Genomic DNA, 23476 nt, shown 5'->3' with positions numbered 1-23476 from the left:
TCATTCAATTGCATAATCATTGCCATGAAACGTTTTTACGCTCAACAGATTTTGCGAACATAGATTTGAATTTAGCATTGTTGAATGTGGCTTCGAAGATTTCGAATGCGGTTCGGGCATCATTTGCTAAATATAGCTAGAGGTTAAAACATTGAGTCAACATCCTGTCATTCAAGAATTGTTCGATCGTCCCATCGAGAGAAAACTGTGGGTGGCACCTATGGCAGGTGGGTTAGATTACGTTACTATTTACAATAACATCCAATTTAATGAGTATAAATAGTGCATTATCTAACCAAAATTATTAACGGACTAACAATTTGCTTCCTAGCATCAGTGAATTGCTATGCTAAAGATGAACCATCAAATGCTAATAATGTAATTGAATTTAAATGGTACGAAGCCAAAAATAATTACAACAGAATAATCAGAGAGTCTAGAGAAGCCAAAAGGAATGATAGTGATTGTGAGAAAAAACTGGATAGCTGTGATAAAGATATGAAAAGCTATCTTTATTACCCGAAAGCATTAGCTGACGCAAAAGCTCGCTTAGAAGCAGCTGAAAGTAAACTATATGAGAAAATATCATTAGAATTTAATGCAGAGAATGCTGGGGTTCAGAAAGATTAATACTTTTATAAGAAGCGGCGTAATCAGAAAAGTCTTGTCGCGTTAAATAATAGATATTCTTTTCAGAAATATCTAAACTAGCGATATGCTGTAGTGCTCCTGTTTTTGTCCTAGCAAAACTGTCCGCCTCATCCAAATACTGAAATATGAATTCTCTGAGTGTTTTTGCTTAAGTTGCACCTCAGGGTTCAACATTTTTTCAGGGTGCAATTCAATTTCTGCCTCTGCGCGTTTAATCCACTCATCAGCCAAAGACTTTTAGCTAAATGTTTTGGATTGCTTGAATTCTGGGTAGCCTTGAAGTTGTACGCGGACTTGAGCTCTATACCGAGTTGTACCGTCTTTTGTTTGTCGCTTAGTGACTGTACCTATAAATTTGCAACATTGAAATTTCGTGGTGCAAATAGGTTGCAACTAAAGAGCATTAAAAGTCAATACGAAGCGACTAAACGAAGTTAAACGAGGTTAAAAGATTTTGAGTAAAAACAATGTCATTCAAGAATTATTCGATCGTCCCATCGAGAGAAAACTGTGGGTGGCACCTATGGCAGGGGTTACAGATCGCCCATTTCGTACACTTTGCAAATACTTTGGTGCAGGTCATGCTGTTAGTGAAATGATGACGGCAGATAAGACGTTACGCATGAGTAAAAAGAGTCTTTATCGTGCCAATTTTGATGGTGAAATAGCGCCTATTTCTGCTCAAATTGCAGGGTCAGATCCAGCTGAACTGGCTGAAGCCGCTCGCTATCAAGTGGCAAATGGTGCGCAAATTGTCGACATTAATATGGGATGTCCGGCGAAGAAAGTCTGTAATAAGTTGGCAGGTTCTGCACTACTCAAAGATGAAGACTTAGTGGCTCGCATTTTAGATGCTGTGGTTGATGCAGTTGATGTACCCGTGACTTTAAAAACCCGCTTGGGCTATCTCAATGGTCATGAAAACATTATGCGCGTTGCGAAACGTGCCGAAGAAGCTGGCATTGCTGCATTGGCACTTCATGGTCGTACACGTGAAGATATGTATCTGAATACGGCGCGATATAGCTTAATTAAAGATGTGAAATCGTTGATCAATATTCCTGTGATTGCCAATGGTGATATTGATACACCTGAAAAAGCCAAATATGTACTGGATTATACTAGTGCTGATGCAGTCATGATTGGTCGTGCAGCTCAAGGTCGCCCATGGATATTCCGTGAAATAGGACATTACCTGACGACAGGTGAGCATATGGCGGCGCCAAGTATTATGGAAGTCCGTGACGTATTGCTTGGACACTTGTCTGAATTATATGGTTTTTATGGCGAATATTCAGGTTGTCGAATTTCACGCAAACATATTGCTTGGTACACCAAGGGTCTACGCTCTAGTAATGAATTCCGCCAAAATATGTATAAAGTTGAATCTACAGCAGATCAATATAAAGTCGTCGAGAACTATTTTAATCACTTACTTGATCATGGTCAGATCATGAGTGATGTTCAAGTTGATCAGGTCAACTTGCTTGAAACCAAATAATTTAAAGCCAAACGAAATGGATCTGCACAATTTGATGCAAAGTAGGCTGCTTTAAGTTAGTTAGATTGATTTGAAATAGATTTAACTAACTTGATTCAAATGATCTGAAACAATTCTTGAATTGTGCATCGATGATGGCCTAAATTACATATAAAAAGCCCTCAATGTTGAGGGCTTTTTTGTAAGCATTCATGTTTGAATGTCGCGTTGAGCGAGGCCTTAGTTAAAGCGCATTTCTAAAACCAATTGATTGATCAAGTCAGGTGCTTCCAATTCACGTATTTGAGAGACATTGGTTCCCGCCCAAAAAGCACCATATTCATGTACACCATGCTTGCTAGCAGCGGCATGTAATTGTTTGCCTAAATCATAGCTATATGGGTAAGCCGGGACGGTCGGGCGAGTCGGTGTGTCAATATCTGTGTGCCAGTTATTGATAATGCCGCGAGCAGGGCGGCCTGAAATACTTGATGTAATCTGCGTGATGGGTGCATCAAATAATGCTTTGCGATAAGCTTCATTTGCATTTGATGTTTTGCATTGCACAAAAGCAGTGCCCAATTGAACAGCATCTGCACCCAACTCCATAATTTGATAGGCCTGATGTCCATTCATAATACCACCAGCCGCAACAACGGGGCATTGAATATGGCGTTTCAAGAGCTGAACCAAGTCACGTGTCTTAACGCTACTATCAAAGTTTTCATTGAAAATGCCGCGGTGACCACCAGCTTCAATACCTTGAGCAATCACGATATCAATGCCTGCAGCTTCGATCAGTTTAGCTTCTGCTAAGTTGGTTGCAGAAACTAGAGTCAAAATACCCGCTTGTTTCAAGGCTTGGATTTGATGTGGATGTGGAATACCAAAATGGAAGCTTACCGCTTTAGGGCGCGTTTCCAGTAAGAGGTTTAGAAAATGGTCATTGTCTTTAAAGCTTGGATAAATACAGTTGAGTGCTTCTGGAGCTTCTGCATTATATTGGGCAAAGCGTGACTTAAATTGCATGATCCATTTAGCAGCAACTTGTTCATCGAGTTCTACAGTGTCATGACAAAAGAAATTCACCTGAAAAGGTTGGTCAGTAAGTTCTTGAGTTTGTAATATTTGCTGACGTGCATTCTCAACACTGCTTGCACCTAAACCCAGTGAACCAAGTCCACCTTGATTTGACACCTCTGCAGCAAGCTCAGGTGTAGAAACACCTGCCATTGGGGCAAGAAATATAGGGTGTTTGATGCCAAGTTTTTCTAATAAAGTCATGTGCATACTCCAATCACTCTAATTACTTTGCCCAAGCGAGTGAAATTAAGCAAATAATATTCGTTATTTCTTATCAAAATGGTCTTATTCTTAAACGAAAGTTGTACTTGAAATTAAGCGACACCTCGTGTCGTAGTAATGATGTATGACCCGACTTTTGAGGTGGATCCTTTTAAAATAATGCTGTGTTCACTTTAAATTTTATAATTCTCCCATGTCTGAACGTATCCGTGAAAAACTGCAAATTTTAGCCGATGCTGCCAAATATGATGTCTCATGTTCTTCGAGTGGTAGTAAGCGCCAAAATAAAGACAAAGGTCTGGGTAATACTGGAAACGGTATTTGCCATAGCTATACCGAAGATGGTCGCTGCGTTTCGTTATTAAAAATTCTATTTTCCAATGTCTGTATTTTTGACTGCGCATATTGTGTGTCCCGTCGAAGTAACGACGTAAAGCGCGCAGCATTTACGGTACAGGAAGTGGTCGATTTGACTATGAATTTTTATCGTCGGAACTATATTGAGGGGCTATTTTTAAGTTCGGGGATTTTTAAATCAGCGGATTACACCATGGAGCGCATGTTGCAAGTGGTGAAAAAGCTGCGTTTAGAAGAAAATTTTAATGGTTATATTCATCTGAAGACCATTCCGGGGGCATCTCAGGAAATCATTACCGAAGCAGGTTTATATGTTGACCGTATGAGCATTAATTTGGAAATGCCGACAGAAGATGGTTTAAAAAAATTTGCACCTGAAAAAAGTCATGTCGAAGTCCAAAAAGACTTAGGTATTGTGCGAGATCGTTTGATTCAATTCAAAGATGAACGAAAAATAATACGTACAGTCCCCAAATTTGTACCCGCAGGACAAACGACGCAAATGGTGGTGGGCGCACATCAAGAGTCTGACCGTGATGTCATACTGATGGCAGACCGTCATTACAAAGAGTTTAAGCTCAAGCGTGTGTATTACTCGGGCTATATTCCAATTAATGAAGAGGAGCGTGCGCTGCCAGCTGTGGGGTCTGCGCCACCTTTATTACGAGAAAATCGGCTGTATCAAAGTGACTGGTTAATGCGTTTTTATGGGTTTGAAGCGACGGAATTGGTCGATGAAGAGCATCCAAATTTAGAATTGGATATTGACCCTAAATTAGCGTGGGCACTGCGTCATCCCGAGCAATTTCCCGTGGATATCAATCGTGCTGAATATCAAATGATCTTACGTGTGCCGGGCATCGGTGTGCGTTCTGCTCAAAAAATTGTTCAAGCACGACGTTTTGGTAAAATTCATATCGACCAATTAAAACGTATGGGTATTTCCTACAACAGAGCACAACATTTTATACGCTGTGAAGATTCACCTAAATTTATTCGTGAACAACAGCCTCATCAAATAAGACAGCAGATTTTGCAAAGTGGCCAGTCGAAATATACGCAGCAAATTTCTCCACAATTGAACTTCGGTTTTTAGGATACAGTCGTGAGTATTTATGTCTTTGATGGCACCATGACAGGATTGTTAAGTTGTGTTTTTCGGGCCTTTCAATTTAAGCAATTTGACATTCAGATTTGTACAGATGGGCAAGTGCAGGCAGGTCTTTTCGCCGAAGTCATTGATGTGGCTAGTCACGATGAACAAGCACAGCGGGTATGGCAAGGATTAAAGCTTAAAGCATCTGATCGTGCGTTGAAACAGTTTTATTATGCATTTTTATCCGAGCAGCAGCAGGCTTTTCAGCATTGCTTTAATTTTGCAGTGTATGTGTTTCAGCAGCAGCGAGATGTATCAAAGAATTATGGTCATGCAGACGTATTGGGTCTGAGTCAATGGGCGAAGCAAGTGGGACGTGAAAAACATCGTATGGAAGCTTTTGTGCGTTTTAAAAAATGTCAGGATGGTTTGTTTATTAGTTTAGTCTCACCTGATTTTAATGTATTGCCTTTGATCGAACGGCATTTCAAATCACGCTATCAAGATCAACGTTGGCTGATTTACGATGAAAAACGCAACTATGGCATTTACCATGATCTACAGCAGGTGCATCAAGTGGATATGGATGCCACAACCATAGATGGGCAAATACAGTCAGGCCATAGTCAATCTTTCAATATCGAACTGGATGATGATGAAGTTTTATATGATCAGCTTTGGAAAGATTATTTTAGCAGTGTCAATATTGAAGCCCGACGTAATATGAAATTACATGTGCAGTATGTGCCACGTCGTTATTGGCGTTATATGAATGAGAAAGCGATTTAAGTGCGAATCATTCGGCTATTTTCGGGCATAATGATTGCATTTTTGATTGTTTAGGTGAGACCTTGATGAAATTATTTCTTGTTACGACCGTTCTGACGGCAATGACGCTCACGGCGTGTTCTGCAAATAAGCAAGAAAAGAAAACATCCGATCCGAAAAGTTATCAAGTTGCTGATACTGCTGGATTACAACGACGCTTTGAACAATTAAATCAAACTCTAGCAGCAGATTTTAGCCAACTAAAAAAAGTAGAAAGTATGGCTTTTTCAGATCAATCCGCTTTAGATGTTCAGAACTTAAAAACTTTAAATCAGCATTTTGTTGCCAATACTGCTTTAAAAAGCTCCAAAATTGCCTATTGCGAAGTAATGAATCATTATTTTGCTGAAATGTACCATCTCGGACATGTCAACTTGGCCTTGGTGAAAGACGTTAAACTACCAAATGCCGCAAATGAAGATTTGAGTCAGGTATTTGCGAATGCAGACCAATTTTATGATTTTATTATCAATCGCTATACCACGTATAAGCAGGCACAAGAAACTATGCAATATGGTTGTAATCTAAAAGCAGCTCTGACAGATTAAAAAAAGCCCCTCAATGAGGGGCTTTTATTTACTTAAATTAGCAACCTGTTAGTTTTTCAGGTTGTGGACGTTCGCCGGGGAAGAAGATTGGACGTAGTTTGACGCCGATACCGTTCCCAATGAAGGCAAATACTAACCATAACCAACCGTGTAAACTACCTGAAGCAATACCGCTGAAATACGCACCAATGTTACAGCCGTATGCTAAACGTGCGCCGTAACCCAACATCAAACCACCGATCACAGCCGCTAGCAGTGAACGTTTTGGGATATTAAAGTTTGGTGCAAATTTACCAGCTAGGCTTGCTGCGAGTAAGGCACCGAGCATGATGCCGAAATTCATCATCGACGTGATATCAAACCATAATGATTCGGTGAGTGCTTTGGCATTTGCAGGTTGCTGCCAATATGCCCAAGATGCAACATCGATCCCCATGACACTTGCTGATTTTGCGGCCCAAACGGCTAAGGCAGAGGTCACGCCCCAAGGACGGCCTGCAAGTGCGAGTGTGGCAAAGTTTAGTAAAGTCAGGATAATTCCGCCCCAAACCAATGGCCATGGACCACGTAGAAAACGTTTCCAGCCGTGTTGCTTGGCTTGCGGTTCAACTTCAAGCTGACCATGGCGTTTCTTTTCAAAGTAAATTGTTGCTGCGGCAATGATTGCAAAGAGCACAAAGTTTAAAACCAGTGCAGGGACTACACCAAAGCTTTTGACTAAAGAAATCGGCTCAAAGTGGGGAAGGTCAAACCACCATTGAATATGTGAAGTTGCAATCAATGAACCTGTACAGAAGAAGATCAGCGTTACAATCATGCGTGCACTACCTGCGCCCACAGTGTACAGGGTACCCGATGCACAGCCGCCGCCAAGTTGCATACCAATACCAAAAATAAAGGCACCGATCATCACGGACATTGAAACAGGATTAACGTTACCTTTGACTGGGTTGCCAAATAATTCACCCGCACCTAAAGCAGGGAAGAAGAGCAGTACAGCCAAAGCCAACATGATCATTTGTGCACGCAAGCCACGACCACGACGCTCTTTAATGAAGACACGCCAACTCGAGGTGAAACCAAAAGACGCATGATAAAGCGTCATACCCAAAGCACCACCAATTAAAAATAGCAATGCTTGGTTAACGCCCACAACCAGATAAGCACCAATGGTACCTAAAATTAATAAAACAAAAGCCACCCAAATCGATACATTGGATCGATTAGCTGGCGCAGCAATAACAGACATGGAGAAAAAAGCTTAAAAAATGTAGCTTTATTTTACGGTTTTTATATATTGTAAAAGTAAATATTGTTGAAAAATCACACAACCATTACTGTGTATAATTGATTTCATATATTTGTAAAACTGATAAAAGAAACATTAAACTGGATTTACATTAAATAAAGAACCAATCCAGCTAGAAAATAGCATGGCTGCAATGCCCCAAAGCGCAACACGTAGACTGCCTTTCAACATAGAAGTACCTGCTGCATAACTGGCTAATGCACCAAGGAGTGCTAGGGAAATCACACCAACGGCCATAACAGTTTTTTCAATATGCATGTCAGCACTGATCAAGATCGCAACCATCGGAAATAGTGCACCAATTGAAAATGCTAAAGCCGATGATAGTGCTGCTTGAACGGGTTTTGCTGCGGTATTGTCATGGATTCCAATTTCATCTCGTGCATGGGCCTCTAGTGCATCATGGGCCGTCAATTGGACTGCAACTTCATGTGCTAGGTTCGGCTCTAACCCACGATTTACATAAATTTGAGTCAGCTCTTTAAGCTCCATATCTGGGTTACGTTGTAATTCTTTATGTTCCATGTGAAGATCTGCTTTTTCGACGTCTTCTTGAGATTTCACAGAGATATATTCACCCGCAGCCATAGATGTTGCACCAGAGATGAGTCCTGCAATACAGGTAATGAGTAAGGTATGGCTAGAAGCACCACTTGCTGCCATGCCCATAATTAAACTGGTGACGGAAATAATGCCATCATTTGCACCGAGTACAGATGCACGTAGCCAACCAGTACGTTCCATAAAATGTTTTTCGGTATGATGTGAATAAGACATTCTTTTCTCTAAATTTGTTATATATATGACGTCATAAGATTGACCTGACGTCAGTTAAATTTCAAGTTAAAAATGGATTGAAACAACACGCTGAGCAAAAGACAAATATAAAAAAAGCACCCGAAGGTGCTTTTTTTAAAGAATGCTTATTGTTGAGCTTTTTCTTTCACGTTTGCTGCACCTTGCTCAACAGCACCTGCTGTTGCAGCAGTCGCGTCTTTAGCTGCTTCTTTTGCATTGTGTGCAGCAGCTTCAGCATTTTCTGCTGCATTATCAGCTGCTGTCGCAGTTGCAGTTGCAGCATTATCTACAGCAGTAGCTGTCGCAGTTGCTGCTTCTGAAGTTGCATCAGCGATGTCATGGCCTGCTTGGTCAGCAGCGTTTTCTAGGTGTTCACCAGTTGTTGCACCTGTTTCTGGCGCTTTGTCTTTATTACAGCCAACAAGTGCAACAGTTGCAGCCAAACCTAAAGCAACAAGTAATTTATTCATTTTGATCTTTCCTTTTGTTGTTATGCCCGTAGCATGGGCTGAATTTATATTAGCTGAAAAAATATTCGATATTTGATCAAAAATTGTTGATTTAGTGTAATTTTATCCAGCTTATTTTGTAGTTTAAAAGGCTTTATATCTGCTTATGGCGTTAAGGATTTTGACTAAATAATTCTTCAATTGAAGTCACAAGTAGATAGATAAATTCACTGTCTTCATGGCGCCATAAATATATTTCTTCCCCCAATTGTGTATCGTCTACCGTACGCATCAATAAATAATCGCCATCGCCGTTATGTGCAATAGCAATGCTTTTTTCAGGGAAGTCTTCTATTTCACTGATGGATTGATGTTCTACGGCTAGATGATTCATCGTACGTTTTATTCTTTTCACATCGCTGGTGTCTTGGAAGGGAAAAAGCCACCAAGCTTCGATGTCATCACCATCTTTAAATTCATCCGCGCTTGAAAAGCTAATGCCGAATTCGCCACCATTTTCAATTTGCATTTTGGCTTTATATTTTTCTGGAAACTTAAATCCTAATTGTTCTTCAGTTGCAGTAATAAATTTTAAGTCTAATGGAAAGGGCATGATATTGTTCTTAAATTATTTTGGTGTTATATGAATAGGCTAGGCGTAAATTTTAGTCAATATTTTTTACACTAGTTATTTTTATCCTAGATGTTTTAGTTATGGACATATGGGGCATAAAAAAGCCTGCAATCAATGCAGGCTTTTTTGAGAAATTAATCTATTAAGATTAAAGACCAGCAGATGCTTTAAGCGCTTCTACTTTGTCAGTTTTTTCCCATGTAAATGCGGTATCAGAACCTTCACGACCGAAGTGACCATATGCAGCAGTTTGTTGGTACATCGGTTGGATCAAGTTCAACATACGAGTAATACCGTATGGACGTAAGTCAAAGTGTTCACGTACAAGTGCAATAATCAAATCTTCAGATACTTTTGCAGTATTGAAAGTGTTGATCGAGATAGATGTTGGTTCTGCAACACCAATCGCATATGACACTTGAATTTCACATTTGTCAGCTAGGCCGGCAGCCACAATGTTTTTAGCAACATAACGGCCTGCATAAGCAGCAGAACGGTCCACTTTTGATGGATCTTTACCAGAGAACGCACCACCACCGTGACGAGCCATACCACCGTAAGTATCTACAATGATTTTACGGCCTGTTAAACCACAGTCGCCTACAGGGCCGCCAATGACGAACATACCTGTTGGGTTGATGTGGAATTTAGTGTCTGCATGGAACATTTCAGCAGGAATCACTTTTTTCACGATTTCTTCAATTACCGCTTCTTTTAATTGAGCTTGGGTAATTTTTGGATCGTGCTGAGTTGAAAGTACAACTGCGTCTAAGCGAACTGGCATGCCATTTTCATAAGCAAATGTTACTTGGCTTTTTGCATCAGGACGTAACCAAGCAAGTTTGCCTTGTTTACGTAGTTCAGCTTGTTTTTCCATTAAGCGATGCGCATATGAAATCGGTGCTGGCATAAGCACATCAGTTTCACGGCTTGCATAACCAAACATTAAACCTTGGTCGCCCGCACCTTGATCTTCTGGTTTTTGACGGTCTACACCTTGAGCAATTTCAGGTGATTGTTTACCGATCATGTTGATCACGGCACAAGTTGAACCATCAAAGCCAAGATCTGAATGATGGTATCCGATACCATTTACGGTATTACGAACAATCGCTTCAAAGTCAACATTTGCAGTTGTTGTGATTTCACCGGCAAGTACAACCGCACCCGTTTTTACAAGCGTTTCACAAGCAACCCGTGCATATGGGTCTTCTTTTAAGATTGCATCCAAAATAGCATCACTGATTTGGTCAGCCATTTTATCCGGATGGCCTTCGCTTACAGATTCCGAGGTAAATACAGCGTACTCGCGCATAAGTCCTATCACAGTTAAATTTAAAGACGCAATATGTTACATCGAGAAAGCGTTTAGGACTAGCTTAACATGACCAAATTGGATGAAATTAATTCATTTCAATGACTTTTTAATTGATATAGGCATCTAAAAAATTGATATGAGCTATGGATTTCTCAATTTAAATTTTTATGATGAGATAAAACAGAGATATTGGGCTTTGGCACAAGCAACAATGTGATTAGGCGTTAAAATGCCTAAATTGGCATTTTAAGTGAATCAATTATAAGAAAAAATCAAATCAATATCCTGAGATTTATCATTGATGAATGTCATGAACTGTCAGAATATGACTGTAAACGACAATTATTCGTTTAATTTGAAAAATAAAACACAATAAATACGGACTTTTGAGACTTGGTATGCAAATTGCCTATTTGTCATTACGTTGAATGGGGAAACGTAATGAAACAGTCTGGTTTTACACTCATTGAAATTATGATCGTTGTGGCAATCATCGGTATTTTGGCTGCAATTGCTACTGTATCTTACAATGGCTATGTTGCTCGGGCGCAAGTGGCTGAAGTATTAACAATGATTTCACCCTATAAATTAAAACTGATTGAAAATTATTCAGCGGAACAAAGCTGTGTAGATTTGAATACAGCGCTAAATGAAAGTATCAGTACCAAGTATATTGCGAGTAGTGAAATTACTGATGTGGCAGGAACGTGTTCAGTGGTTTTTACGTTTAAATCAACAGATGTCAATTTTGCTCTTCGCTCAAAGCAGATCTATTTTAGTATTCCAGATGGTTTAAATGGTGCTTGGAATTGTCAATCGGATGATATTTCGCAGCGAAATTTACCTGCTACATGTCGTGGTATCTAAAGTGCCGTATGTACGGTCTTGAACATACTGGATAAGTACTGATTTCATAAGGATGAGTACGACGTTTGAGTTACCCAAACCGTAGTGGGTGTATTTTATATGAAATCAAATTTCAAATGGTCATTTATCTGGACAAGCTTTGGCTGCTATTTATATTCACATTTTCCATTCGATGTATTGGACTTTTATCAGTTATAAAGCATTTGCTTTCTTTACAAAACTCTAAATATGCATTGCGCTGTCATTGATTCGCCATATAAAAGCGTCACTGTATACAAAATAAACGACATGCATAGGCTTGAAATTGAGCAATAAGCGCCCAAAATACAGGTGGTGCAGGAATAATTAGCGAAAATTTGCCCCTGAGGCTTTACCCATTCCGCTTTTTTTAAGACAATATGCTCATCTTTGAATTCTTATTCATCTTACTCTTTTAAACCATTTGTTTGGACTCTGACCTATGACAACCCCGCTTAACGAACGTCGTATTGCAAACGCAATTCGTGTATTGGCAATGGATGCTGTGCAAAAAGCAAATTCAGGACATCCAGGTGCTCCAATGGGGATGGCAGATATTGCTGATGTGGTATGGCGTGAATTCCTCAACCACAACCCTGCAAACCCACAATGGGCAAACCGTGACCGTTTCGTATTGTCAAACGGCCATGGCTCTATGTTGCAATATGCGCTATTGCACTTAACAGGTTATGACCTGTCTATTGAAGATTTAAAATCTTTCCGTCAATTGCATTCTAAAACTCCAGGTCACCCAGAATTGGGCTATGCACCGGGTATCGAAACAACTACGGGTCCATTGGGTCAAGGTATTGCAAACGCTGTAGGTTTTGCACTTGCTGAAAAAACTTTAGCGGCTCAATTCAACAAAGAAGACATCACAGTTGTAGATCACAACACTTACTGTTTCTTAGGTGATGGCTGTTTAATGGAAGGTGTTTCTCACGAAGCATGTTCATTGGCTGGTACTTTGGGTCTAGGTAAATTGGTTGTTTACTACGATGACAACGGCATCTCAATTGACGGTGAAGTGGAAGGTTGGTTCTCTGACGACACAGAACAGCGTTTCTTGGCATACGGTTGGCAAGTGCTTAAAGTTGATGGTCATGATGCAGACGCAATCCGCGCAGCAACTGTTGAAGCAAAAGCTGAAACTACCAAACCAACTTTAATTATCTGTAAAACCATTATTGGTTTAGGTTCGCCAAACAAACAAGGTAAAGAAGATTGCCACGGTGCGCCGCTTGGTAATGATGAAATCGCTTTAACTCGTGAAGCTTTGGGCTGGACAGAAGGTCCATTCGAAATTCCTGCTGATGTATATGCAGCTTGGGATGCAAAAGCGAAAGGTACTACTTCTGAATCTGCTTGGAACGACACATTTGCGGCTTATGCTGCTAAATATCCAACAGAAGCGGCTGAACTCAAACGTCGTCTTTCTGGTGAATTACCTGCTGACTTCGCTGTAAAAGCGGATGCTTATATTGCAGAAGTAAATGCAAAAGCTGAAACAATCGCTACTCGTAAAGCGAGCCAAAATGCCATTCAAGCATTTGCACCACAGCTTCCAGAAATTCTAGGTGGTTCTGCTGACCTTGCAGGTTCTAACCTGACTTTATGGAAAGGCGCAGAAGGCGTTGAATCTAACCCAGCGGGTAACTACGTTCATTACGGTGTACGTGAATTCGGTATGACTGCAATTGCGAACGGTGTAGCGCTGCATGGCGGTTTCGTTCCTTATGTAGCAACATTCCTGATGTTCATGGAATATGCGCGTAATGCAGTACGTATGTCTGCATTGATGAAACAGCGTGTAATTCATGTGTATACCCATGACTCAATTGGTCTAGGTGAAGATGGTCCTACACACCAACCTGTAGAGCAAATTGCATCTTTACGCGGAACACCAAACCTAAACACTTGGCGTCCATGTGACACTGTAGAAGCGTCTATTTCTTGGAAATCTGCATTGTTACGTAGCGAAGGCCCTACAGCGTTAATCTTCTCTCGTCAAAACTTGCCATTCCAAACTCGTACAGCAGATCAAATTGCTGACGTTGCGAAAGGCGGTTATGTACTTGCAAAAGAAAAAGGCGAATTGAAAGCAATCATCATTGCGACTGGTTCAGAAGTTTCATTGGCAATGGATGCTTACGCACAGCTTGAAGGCGTACGTGTTGTTTCTATGCCATGTGCTGAAGAATTCGTAAAACAAGACGCTGCTTACCGTGAAGCGGTTCTTCCTGCTGCGATCCGTGCGCGTGTTGCTGTTGAAGCTGCGCATGTGGACTACTGGTGGAAATTTGTTGGTCTTGATGGTCGTGTAATCGGTATGACGACTTACGGTGAATCTGCTCCAGCAAAAGACTTGTATCAACACTTTGGTATTACTGCTGATGCTGTTGTTGCTGCTGTGAAAGAAATTACCGCTTAATCTGTAAAGATTAACCGTAATAAAGACGCCCCAGAGAAGGGGCGTTTTTTATTGCAGAGATTAAATTTATTTTAAATTGTGAAATAACGATTTGTAACGAATGAATTAAAGCATTGGTTTAAAATTAATTCATTCATGCAGTATTCAGCCACGGGTGCAATGTTGCCCCAAGTGAGGAAACGATGAGCCTTTATGATCAGATAAATGATGAAATTGTACTGATGGATGCTGGTGAACAGAAATGGATTGGCACAGACTTAGAGCTTGAAGCCATGGTTGCAGTAGAGTTGATGTTGCAAGATTTGCAAGAAGACAAAGTGATTAAGATTCGCCGTAAGAACCATGAAAAGCATACAGGTTTAAAGCAGGTAGATCGGATCTTGGTTGAAAAGCTATAAGCTGAATGGTTAAAAAGTCCGAATCTTCGGGCTTTTTATTTGCCTATCGTATTTATAAAACAGATAAGAAAACGTTCTTTCAAGACTCATCATGTTTAAAAAGAGCGCATAAAATACAGTGTTTTCAACACAAAAAGCTTTATTTCAGTTATAAAAATCCAGTGATTATTTAAAAAAGCCATTGAACGTGCAAATACAAATTAAAAATTTAACTGAAATTTCAAAAAGCCAATGGCAGCCGCTCTGGGAGCTGTATTTAGAATTTTATAAAAGTCAGGTGGCGGATGCAGTGACCGAGCGAACATGGCAAAGGTTACATGCTGCTGAGTGCGAACATATGTATGGCTTTGCAGCCGTAATTGAACATCAAGTGGTTGGGATCGTGCATGTCATAGAACATGAGAGCTGCTGGACATTGCAGCCTTATGCCTATTTGCAAGATTTATATACGCTTGAAGAATATCGCGGGCAGGGTATTGGCAAGGCGCTGATCGCGAAAGTGAAAGAATATTGTGATCAGCGGCAGTGTGACCGTGTGTATTGGCTTACGCATCAGGACAATGAAACTGCGCAAAAGCTGTATGATCAAATCGCGAGAAAAACCGGATTTATCCAATACCGCTGTCATTAACTCAATGTAAAAAGCTATTCCAAATCAACAGCAGCTTTTGCGCATCTCAGTATTAAGCTGAAACTTTAAAGTTTTTAGCTGAGTCAGCATCTTGCTGAATGATCCATTCTCCACCTACGCGGAATGATGATGCAGAGGCATAGGTATCTTCCATAAATTGGAAAAAGCTGATTAAACCGTTTTGAACTTTGGCTTTAATTGAAAAAGGCGAGGTGAAAGTATTTTTTGCATAGACTGAGGTGTAGGTGAATTGACCAAATACAGCTACAGTTTCATCTTCAGCGATCATATCGGTGATTTGAAAGTCGTCGATATTCCAGTAGGTCCCGACGTTGGCAAAGGTATAAATATAGATGGCTCTGCCTGTGCCAGACCCAGCCCACGGCTCAATTTGTTTCAGTTCTGGGTTGCTGAAGTTTAGGGAAACATACGCCGCATCTTCTGCAACCAACAGCTGAGTTGCATTTTCGACGAGTTCTTTTGAAGTATTCATAAGAAATGCCAAAACGACATCTTTGGGAGTTTTTTGTGTTTAAGGCTTTTTCAATAGCCAGCGATTGTTCTGTCATTTTTGGGTACTCAGATTTTTATGATGTCTAAAAATCTTAAGTGGATTTGTTTAGAAAACCTACGACTCAGATAGGTTGATGTTTCCTAAATTTAGGATAAATAACTCATGGATCAATTAAATTATTAATTATTTGAAATATATGGGAAATTTAATAATTGAGAGTGGTTGTAGATGCTGCTACAGATTTTACAAAACTATCGTTCTAAACATGCAACAAAACGTTTTATCTTTAAAGCTGTAATACGGCTAAAAACCTATAGACTTAATGGTATTCGAAAGTGAGATAAAAACATGAACTTTAAAGCATTAACAATCGGTTTGGCGGTAGCATCAGTTACAACAATTTCTATGGCAAAACCTGTTGCCTATCAAATTGATCCTACTCATACAGCAACAGTATTTACTTGGAATCATTTTGGTTTCTCAACGCCTTCTGCAAACTTTAGTGACATTCAAGGGACAATTAATGTCGATCATGCAAAACCTGCAAATTCGTCTGTGAACGTGACGATTCCATTATCAAGCTTAAATACCAATGTCAAAGCATTAGATGATCATTTAAAAACAGCTGATTTCTTTGATGCTGAAAAGTATCCAAATATCACGTTTAAAAGTACAAAAGTTCAAGCGATCAGCAAAACTAAATACAAAATCACGGGTGATTTAACAGTTAAAAATGTGACTAAACCAGTGGTATTGGACGCTGTATTGAACAAGCAAGCCGTTCACCCAATGACTAAGGCGGAAACGATTGGTTTCAATGCAACGACTTCTTTTGATCGTTCAGCATTTGGTGTCGGTGCATATGTACCGAATGTAGGCGACAAAATTACGGTAAATATTACGACTGAAGCGGCTGTGTCTACAGCAAAGGCAGCAGCGAAATAAGATTTAGCTCCCTCAGCTAAGTTAGGAAAGCACCCATTTGGGTGCTTTTTTATGTTTGGCAGATATTTAATTGGTGCTTGATCAATCGCGATTGATCAGTAACAGGCAGCCAAAACTGATAAAAATTCCACCGGTAATTGCGTCAATTTTTTTACTAAATTTTTGATAGTAAAGGGTCATTTTAGGCGCTGAGAATAAGACCGCAACCAATGCAAACCAAATCAAACTTTCAATAAAGACTAAAGCCAATAAAGAGCTTTGATCAAAAATACTGACCTTTGCACTGATCCCAATAGAAAATACACTACTGAAATAAACCAATGCTTTAGGATTGGCCATATTGGTCAAGAAACCTTGGAATAACAGCGTCAAAGGCGATTTTTTCTGTACTGCTTGCTCGGTTGGCTTTGTACGCGTACCTAGATCTTTACTCCACGCAGACTTTAATAACTGAGTGCCTAAATATAAAAGATATAGGCCACCCAAAATCATGAGGCATTGTTGTAACCAAGCCATTTTTTGAAATAGAAAATGTAAGCCACTTATTGCACAAATTGACCAAACTAAAATACTGAGTGATATACCTAATGCGGCAAATAATGCATGTGATCTGGATTGTCGAATAGCACTTTGAGTGACAAAAAAGAAGTCTGGGCCTGGGCTGATGAGAGCAAAAAAGTGGATGAGCGCAATGCTGAGTAAGGGAGTCATTCTAATGGCTTATACGTTTTGAAGTGCAACCGTTATAAGCCATTTAGCTTTAAATTAATAGCTGTTTTAAAGCTCAAGCTGTTGTAAAAATTGTTGCAAAATAAGGGGAGCAACACGTTCTAAATGAGGTGCTTGTTGTTGGCTTTGCATGCGCAAATTTGGAATGTTAATTTGTGCTTTATGTAATTCACATGTATGCCCAATCAGCCATTTTTCCATGGCCTGTGCTTCTGCTTCAATATGAAACTGTAGGGCTAAAATATTGGGCCCATAGCTAAACGCTTGATTTGGGTAAATTGCTGAGCTGGCGAGTAACTGTGCATTTGTAGGTAAATCAAAGGTATCACCATGCCAATGCAGTACAGGCACTTGATCTAATGGCGCTAAAATATTGTTAGTAATGGCATCAAGCTCTAAGGCACTCCAACCGATTTCTTTGCTATGACCTGCATAAACTTTCGCTCCCAATGCATGCGCAATTAGCTGAGCACCTAAGCAAATGCCTAAAGTCGGTAAATTACTCTCTAAACGTACTTTAAGTAAGTCTAGTTCTTTTTGTAGGAAAGGGTAGTCATTAGTTTCATAAACTCCGATCGGGCCGCCCAAAATGATGGTAAGCCCTGTATGTTGCATAGCTTTACTCAGGTCATCGACACCAGCTTCGAAGTATCTCACCCGATAACCCAATTGGTAAAATACATCTTCCAATGAACCCAAATCTTCAAATGCAAGGTGTTGAATGACGTAAATGGTTTCGTTTAATGCAGTACTCATAGGGATTTTTCAGGATTAAAATTTCAAAATAGAATGTAGCTTGAATTGTCGGAGATTAAAAAGGAAAACTGTAAATTTTTCACAATTGCGAAAAGAGATAAATATAGAAGTTGGCTGAAGCATATTGTTTTTTTCTTTGAATGATTAGGTTCGTTCGTTGAACTTAGCATTTAAAACCTTTGTACTGTGAAGTAAGGGATTCTCGAAAGGCTTTATTGGCAAAATTTATGAGAAAAAGTGCATGATATTTTGATAAAGCTTTGGTTTAGTATAAAAAAAAGATGAAAAACCAATGGAAAAGCGTTTAGAGATGCGTATGATGAAATCTTCGACAAACAACAGTTCATTTTTCTTTTAATATCATCACATAATTAGATAACTGATTTTAAAAGTAAAAAAATATAAGCCAGGGAACTTGTATGCAGTCAAAACATAATCGAGATGCCAGTCTCTTGCATGCGATACATAAAATTTTATTGAAGGAATGGGACCCGTTAGGGATTCGCCGTATTCCTGCTTTACGTGATGAATATGATGATTATTTGCCCAATATTTTTAAATTAATTCAAGAGGATTCTAGTGAATCAGAAATTTTTGAATATTTATGGTGGGTTGAGCAAAAGGTCTTAGAGAAAAAAGGGCGGAAGGAACATACCCTAAAAATTGCGAAAATGTTGAAGGCAATTGAGCGCTAGTTTGCGGTCGTGTACGCATAAAAAAACCGATTCGTTGTCCGTATCGGTTTTTTATTTTAAATCTCTTAGAAGTCTCTTAGGAACGGTTTAGAATTTCTTTTCTAAGGTAAACATAAAGCTTGGAATTGCTTCATTGATACGAGATTGGTATAGCGCGCCAGAACTTTGTTCTTTTAACACTTCTTTATAATCTGAGCTGAAAATATTACGTGCATTGACCGATGCAGACCAATTTTGATCAAAGCGTTTAGTAAAACTCACATCCATGTTAACACGTTCATTGCTGGTGCGATTGTACGGTTCGTTGCTCAGTGCACGTGTATATTCAGGGGTGTAATTGAGGTTCACACTTGTTGCAATACGCCACGGTTGATAGTTATAAGATAAGCCAGCACTTGCGGTATAAGGTGCAACATCGCTTGCCAAACGATCAGAGCCGTCAGTTTCTTCAATTTTTGCACGTACAGTTGAAAGCTGAGCATTCAACATAAATGAATGACCATTCTCCGTTTGCTTCAGTGCATAACGTCCAGCAATTTCCACACCATAAGTAGTTGCACTATCTTGGTTATATGGACGTTCGACAAAACGGCAATCGGTATTTCCTGTTTCGCAACGACCGCCTGTAGCATTTTCTGACAGGATCGATTTTTCGATATAGTCATTAATTTCTCGATAATATGCAGTGATATTTACGCCGCCAGCAGGGGTGTTATAGCCTATGGTTGTTTCGTAAGCATTGATGGTTTCAGGTCGTAAGTCAGGATTACCCCCACGGTCAGGGTTGTTTAGTGTCCCTGCATCGCTATCTGTAGAAACTGAAACAGTCGGCATCAATTGATTGATACGTGGGTTTTTAAAAGCCTGACTCAAGTTGGTTTGGAGTGACCATTGCTCATTAAAGTCAAAACGGTGTGCTAATACAGGACTCAAATGCTGATCTTGATAATCCTCTAAACCGGAACGATCAATCCACTCTTGGCGTACACCTAGAGTTAAGGTTTGGCGCGGCGTATATTTCCAACTTCCTTCAACATAGGCAGCATACAATTGTTCATCTAAGGTCTCTGCAATATTGCTTTCAAGTTCATTGCTACGTAGGTCGGTACCAAATTTTATTTGGCGTTTTGAGTCGAACTTGCGGACACCGTCATAGGCCACACCATATTCATTAATTTGTTCATCAATATATGATTGAGAATTTCTATACTCTGTTAATTCCGTTTCATTTTGCTGCTCGATTGATAAGCGAATTTTGTCTGAATTTCCTTGGTCTTTACGCTCATATCGTGTGTTGAGACGAATGCTGTTATTTTTATCTTTTTGGACTTGGGAGCCACTTGTGCCTTCGCTTTCATTGTTGCGATAAAACATTTCAGCGACCAGTTTTTGTTGATCATCAAGCTGATATTCAACACGTGGGGTTAGCATTTGCGACGTACGATTGGTGATGCGTTTTTGAGTTTTCGTTCCTGTTGCATCTTGTGTACGGGTGAGCGTATCTGAATCATTCCACATTTGGCTCCCAGATAAACTATAGATCCAAGGGTTTGAGCGGCCATCCATTTGAAAGTTTAAATTGGTGCGTTCTTCTTCACGTGTATTTGACTTCGTCAGGCCATAACCAGCACGTACAGATCCACTCAAACGCGTGCCATTCAATGGTTCTTTTAAAATAATATTGATGACTGCAGATGAAGCAACAGAGCCTTGAGCGACGCTCGGTTGTTTGGTGATTTCAAGGCGTTCGATCATTTCGGGCGTAATGCTATCAACAACTGACATGCCACCACGAGGACCACCTTGTACAGGTTCACCATTGATTAAGAACACGGGTGCACCACCACCACGGAAACGCATGCCGCCAGCACCTGCACCACCACGTGGACCACCGCCAGCACCAGGGAGTTGAAATCCTGCAGCACGACGCAGCGCATCATTGATGGACTGATCGCCAAATTTCAACATTTCATCACGGCTTATAATAGTTTTTGCGACAGCACTGATATCTGGGTCTTTGGGCTTAGTGCTTGCTGTCGGAACTTCAAATGTTAAAGCTTCCATTTGCTGAACTGCTACAGATTCTTGCGGATTTTGAACAGTATCTGCGGCCCAAATTGATGTTGAGATTGTAAGTAATGCGTAACTTAAGCTGGTCAGTTTGAGTGTGGTGTGCGCGCCGTACATTATTTGGTTGTCCAAATGTAATTTTGGCAAAGAATAACGGAAAATTATGGAGAAAAATTGAGGAAAATAGCCGAGATGAGCATTTCGTTAGATTAGTTTTTAACAGGCAGGTGAAAGGTTGTGCGGCAATAAAGAAAGCCTTAATCGTTGGAAGATAATCCAGGCCTATTAACGCCGCTACAATATAATAAATCACTGATGTGACGCAGTAACATCAGAAGCGTACTTTGCTTCAAATAATAAAGATACGCGGTAATGTCATCCGCAATTGTTTGAGACAGGACGACTTCTAATCAAAATGTTTTTGCGATACGTTGAATAATTTGACGGTAGTGAACGAGTTTTGTTGGTGAGGTGCATTGCACCGCAAAATGGTCTCCTTGCGAAGCACGCTTCTCATTTTGCCGAATGAGAAACAACGTTTCGTAAAGTACCCCCAGCCGAAGGCTAATCCCTGTATTTAATCCCTAAATGTAAGACTTCGTCGAATAGACGTAAATATTATTTTAAAAATGCGAAATGACTTTTATGTGCATAACATGAGTAAATAAATCTAAAAATAAGCCATTGAAGAAAGATTTAGACATAAAAAAACCCTCATCTTTCGATGAGGGTTTTTCGTATTCTGGAGCGGGAAAGGAGACTCGAACTCCCGACCCCAACCTTGGCAAGGTTATGCTCTACCAACTGAGCTATTCCCGCAATGAGGTGAATTATAGAGAATTTCACACAACTGTCAACTCTCTATGCTTCTGTTTGCTTAATTAATCAGCACGGCGCCAAATAGTACCTTGACGAGTATCTTCAAGGACAACACCTTGATCTAATAAAGATTGACGAATTTCATCTGCTTTGGCAAATTCTTTGGCCTTTTTCGCATCTTTACGTTGTTGAATTAAATCTTCAATTTGCTCTTCAGAGAGACCTAGAGCTTCCTGACCAATATCTGATTTTAAGAATTCATCAACATTATGCTGAACCAAACCTAAAATATTGGTTAAGTGACGCAATGTCGAATAATACACAGCCGCTTGTTCAGCATTTTCATCTTTTACGGCACGGTTCAATTCTTTGTTGACTTCAAACAATACCGCAATTGCTTCTGCGGTGTTGAAATCATCACGCATAGCGGCATTAAAGCGCTCAACTAAAGCATCATCCAAAGTTTCTACGGTTTTTTCACCATAGACTTGCTGATAAGCTTTAAATGAATGATAGAAACGGGAAAGGGTATTTTTCGCTTCTTTTAAAGCAGTGTCAGAGAAGTTTACTGGGCTACGGTAATGTGATGACACAATAAAGAAGCGAATCACTTCAGGGTGGAATTTATCCATCACATCACGAATAGTGAAGAAGTTACCTAAAGACTTCGACATTTTTTCGCCATCGACATTAATAAAGCCGACATGCATCCAGTAATTAACATACTGTTCGCCAGTAGATGCCTCAGATTGCGCAATTTCATTTTCATGATGCGGGAAAGTTAAGTCTGAACCGCCACCATGAATATCAAAATGGTTGCCTAAGCAGCAGGTCGACATCGCTGAACATTCAATATGCCAGCCCGGACGACCATAGCCCCAAGGTGAAGCCCAAGAAGGTTCATTTTCTTTGGCATGTTTCCAAAGCACGAAGTCAAAAGGATGTTTCTTTTCTACTTCTACATCAACGCGTTCAGAAGCACCAGCCTGCATATCGTCAAGTTTACGACCCGAAAGACGACCATATTTGGCAAACTTTTCAACTTCAAAATAAACATCGCCATTTGCAGATGGATATGCTGTACCTTTGTTAACCAAGTTACCAATCATATTCTGCATTTGATCGATATAGTCTGTTGCACGTGGTGCTTCATCAGGTGCTGCACAACCTAAATTGGCAGCATCTTCGTTCATGGCCTTGATAAAGCGATCGGTTAAAGCAGTAATGCTTTCGCCATTTTCATTGGCACGGGCAATGATTTTGTCGTCAATATCGGTAATGTTGCGAACGTATTTAACGTTCCAGCCCTGACTGCGCAGGAAACGGATAATGTAGTCGAATGCAACCATAACTCGAGCATGACCAATATGACAGTAGTCATACACGGTCATTCCACAGACATACATGTCGATATGTCCTTCTTTACGAGGTACGAATTCTACTTTTTTACGTTGCTCTGAGTTATATAGAACAAAAGGTTGCATAGGTCTTCAAATTGTTTCTACCAAAAGATGGCTCATCTTAACCTAAGCATTTTTATTCATAAAGTTAAAACCCAAAAAAGCAGATATTTTTTAATGCTTGATGTCTTTGCGTTGCTAAAAATAGCGTAGAAGGTTAATTGGATTCGGTCTGAATCTCATTCGAGTGCTGAATTCAATTTATCTGTCCGGAAGATAAAAATGAAGAAATGCATCTTTTCTGCATAATTCATGAATTCTTATACATTTGGAAACGTGCTATTTGCATAGATATGATAAAATTGTGAAAATTTTTTATTTTGAAAGTGAGAGCGCACCTCTCACGGCTTAAGGTATAACAACTTTGAAT

Annotated in this window: 22 protein-coding genes, 1 tRNA gene and 2 pseudogenes; 12 read left to right on the top strand and 13 right to left on the bottom strand. The window is 39.9% G+C overall.

Features of this window, described 5'->3' with window-relative positions; all coding sequences use genetic code 11:
• Nucleotides 1-282 precede the first annotated feature (282 nt).
• Complete coding sequence (locus FTV11_RS12545) at nt 283-630, top strand: hypothetical protein (protein WP_180074097.1); 348 nt, start codon at nt 283-285, stop codon at nt 628-630.
• 16 nt (nt 631-646) lie between these two features.
• Here FTV11_RS12545 and FTV11_RS17185 read toward each other — a convergent pair.
• A pseudogene (locus FTV11_RS17185) lies at nt 647-1002 on the bottom strand (site-specific integrase); the annotation flags it as partial.
• Nucleotides 1003-1105: 103 nt separating this feature from the next.
• Here FTV11_RS17185 and dusB point away from each other — a divergent pair.
• Nucleotides 1106-2152, top strand: coding sequence for a tRNA dihydrouridine synthase DusB (gene dusB, locus FTV11_RS12540; RefSeq protein WP_180074096.1), 1047 nt, complete (start codon nt 1106-1108; stop codon nt 2150-2152).
• A 219-nt stretch (nt 2153-2371) separates the two neighbouring features.
• Here dusB and FTV11_RS12535 read toward each other — a convergent pair whose 3' ends face one another.
• A complete protein-coding gene (locus tag FTV11_RS12535; protein WP_180003826.1) occupies nt 2372-3415 on the bottom strand; it encodes a nitronate monooxygenase family protein in 1044 nt (347 codons plus the stop codon).
• 214 nt (nt 3416-3629) lie between these two features.
• Between FTV11_RS12535 and FTV11_RS12530 the strand changes: the two genes are divergently transcribed.
• The 3 genes from FTV11_RS12530 to FTV11_RS12520 all read left to right on the top strand — a co-directional run bounded on the left by FTV11_RS12530 (nt 3630) and on the right by FTV11_RS12520 (nt 6265).
• Nucleotides 3630-4889, top strand: a complete 1260-nt coding sequence (locus tag FTV11_RS12530) for a putative DNA modification/repair radical SAM protein (protein ID WP_180074095.1) — start codon at nt 3630-3632, stop codon at nt 4887-4889.
• Between the two features lie 9 nt (nt 4890-4898).
• A complete protein-coding gene (locus FTV11_RS12525; protein ID WP_180074094.1) occupies nt 4899-5678 on the top strand; it encodes a TIGR03915 family putative DNA repair protein in 780 nt (259 codons plus the stop codon).
• 65 nt (nt 5679-5743) lie between these two features.
• Nucleotides 5744-6265, top strand: coding sequence for a hypothetical protein (locus FTV11_RS12520; RefSeq protein ID WP_180074093.1), 522 nt, complete (start codon nt 5744-5746; stop codon nt 6263-6265).
• A 37-nt stretch (nt 6266-6302) separates the two neighbouring features.
• On the opposite strand, the gene FTV11_RS12515 is transcribed toward FTV11_RS12520, so the two are convergent.
• The 5 genes from FTV11_RS12515 to metK form a co-directional block, all read right to left on the bottom strand.
• The gene (locus tag FTV11_RS12515; RefSeq protein WP_180074092.1) at nt 6303-7514 is read right to left on the bottom strand and encodes a YeeE/YedE family protein; all 1212 of its coding nucleotides are present in this window, start codon (nt 7512-7514) and stop codon (nt 6303-6305) included.
• Nucleotides 7515-7649: 135 nt separating this feature from the next.
• On the bottom strand, nt 7650-8351 hold the full coding sequence (locus FTV11_RS12510; protein WP_180027050.1) for a VIT family protein: 702 nt from the start codon (nt 8349-8351) through the stop codon (nt 7650-7652).
• A gap of 146 nt (nt 8352-8497) precedes the next feature.
• Nucleotides 8498-8842: a hypothetical protein gene (locus FTV11_RS12505; RefSeq protein WP_078188782.1), complete on the bottom strand. Its 345-nt coding sequence runs from the start codon at nt 8840-8842 to the stop codon at nt 8498-8500.
• Between the two features lie 151 nt (nt 8843-8993).
• Nucleotides 8994-9434: an SMI1/KNR4 family protein gene (locus FTV11_RS12500; RefSeq protein WP_180074091.1), complete on the bottom strand. Its 441-nt coding sequence runs from the start codon at nt 9432-9434 to the stop codon at nt 8994-8996.
• A 169-nt stretch (nt 9435-9603) separates the two neighbouring features.
• Complete coding sequence (metK, locus tag FTV11_RS12495) at nt 9604-10770, bottom strand: methionine adenosyltransferase (protein WP_078188779.1); 1167 nt, start codon at nt 10768-10770, stop codon at nt 9604-9606.
• Between the two features lie 444 nt (nt 10771-11214).
• Between metK and FTV11_RS17335 the strand changes: the two are divergent.
• The 5 genes and pseudogenes from FTV11_RS17335 to FTV11_RS12475 all read left to right on the top strand — a co-directional run.
• Nucleotides 11215-11311 (top strand): annotated as a pseudogene (locus FTV11_RS17335) (prepilin-type N-terminal cleavage/methylation domain-containing protein); the annotation flags it as partial.
• 14 nt (nt 11312-11325) lie between these two features.
• A complete protein-coding gene (locus FTV11_RS12490; RefSeq protein ID WP_257235079.1) occupies nt 11326-11640 on the top strand; it encodes a pilin in 315 nt (104 codons plus the stop codon).
• 460 nt (nt 11641-12100) lie between these two features.
• Nucleotides 12101-14089, top strand: a complete 1989-nt coding sequence (gene tkt / locus FTV11_RS12485) for a transketolase (RefSeq protein WP_180027051.1) — start codon at nt 12101-12103, stop codon at nt 14087-14089.
• Nucleotides 14090-14271: 182 nt separating this feature from the next.
• Entirely contained in the window at nt 14272-14487 is a 216-nt protein-coding gene (locus FTV11_RS12480) for a hypothetical protein (protein ID WP_078188774.1), read from the top strand.
• A 187-nt stretch (nt 14488-14674) separates the two neighbouring features.
• Nucleotides 14675-15118, top strand: a complete 444-nt coding sequence (locus FTV11_RS12475; RefSeq protein WP_227591806.1) for an N-acetyltransferase — start codon at nt 14675-14677, stop codon at nt 15116-15118.
• A gap of 52 nt (nt 15119-15170) precedes the next feature.
• On the opposite strand, the gene FTV11_RS17175 is transcribed toward FTV11_RS12475, so the two are convergent.
• Complete coding sequence (locus tag FTV11_RS17175; protein WP_257223249.1) at nt 15171-15611, bottom strand: hypothetical protein; 441 nt, start codon at nt 15609-15611, stop codon at nt 15171-15173.
• Nucleotides 15612-15980: 369 nt separating this feature from the next.
• Here FTV11_RS17175 and FTV11_RS12465 point away from each other — a divergent pair, with 369 nt between their 5' ends.
• A complete protein-coding gene (locus FTV11_RS12465; protein ID WP_180003836.1) occupies nt 15981-16577 on the top strand; it encodes a YceI family protein in 597 nt (198 codons plus the stop codon).
• Between the two features lie 81 nt (nt 16578-16658).
• Here the strand turns inward: FTV11_RS12465 and FTV11_RS12460 are convergent, their stop codons facing one another.
• Together FTV11_RS12460 and FTV11_RS12455 are read right to left on the bottom strand one after the other, a co-directional pair.
• Complete coding sequence (locus FTV11_RS12460; protein ID WP_180027052.1) at nt 16659-17288, bottom strand: LysE family transporter; 630 nt, start codon at nt 17286-17288, stop codon at nt 16659-16661.
• Between the two features lie 66 nt (nt 17289-17354).
• Nucleotides 17355-18062, bottom strand: a complete 708-nt coding sequence (locus FTV11_RS12455) for a glutamine amidotransferase (protein ID WP_180074090.1) — start codon at nt 18060-18062, stop codon at nt 17355-17357.
• A 419-nt stretch (nt 18063-18481) separates the two neighbouring features.
• Between FTV11_RS12455 and FTV11_RS12450 the strand changes: the two genes are divergently transcribed.
• Complete coding sequence (locus FTV11_RS12450) at nt 18482-18757, top strand: hypothetical protein (protein WP_168377639.1); 276 nt, start codon at nt 18482-18484, stop codon at nt 18755-18757.
• An 87-nt stretch (nt 18758-18844) separates the two neighbouring features.
• Here FTV11_RS12450 and FTV11_RS12445 read toward each other — a convergent pair whose 3' ends face one another.
• The 3 genes from FTV11_RS12445 to cysS all read right to left on the bottom strand — a co-directional run bounded on the left by FTV11_RS12445 (nt 18845) and on the right by cysS (nt 23130).
• Nucleotides 18845-20944: a TonB-dependent siderophore receptor gene (locus tag FTV11_RS12445; RefSeq protein WP_180074089.1), complete on the bottom strand. Its 2100-nt coding sequence runs from the start codon at nt 20942-20944 to the stop codon at nt 18845-18847.
• Nucleotides 20945-21570: 626 nt separating this feature from the next.
• Nucleotides 21571-21646, bottom strand: a tRNA-Gly gene (locus FTV11_RS12440).
• A gap of 62 nt (nt 21647-21708) precedes the next feature.
• On the bottom strand, nt 21709-23130 hold the full coding sequence (gene cysS, locus FTV11_RS12435; protein ID WP_180074088.1) for a cysteine--tRNA ligase: 1422 nt from the start codon (nt 23128-23130) through the stop codon (nt 21709-21711).
• Between the last annotated feature and the right edge of the window lie 346 nt (nt 23131-23476).

The sequence above is a fragment of the Acinetobacter sp. YH12231 genome (assembly GCF_013417755.1).
In the GTDB taxonomy this organism is placed as follows: domain Bacteria; phylum Pseudomonadota; class Gammaproteobacteria; order Pseudomonadales; family Moraxellaceae; genus Acinetobacter; species Acinetobacter amyesii.
This window is presented reverse-complemented; position numbering and strand designations above follow the sequence as displayed.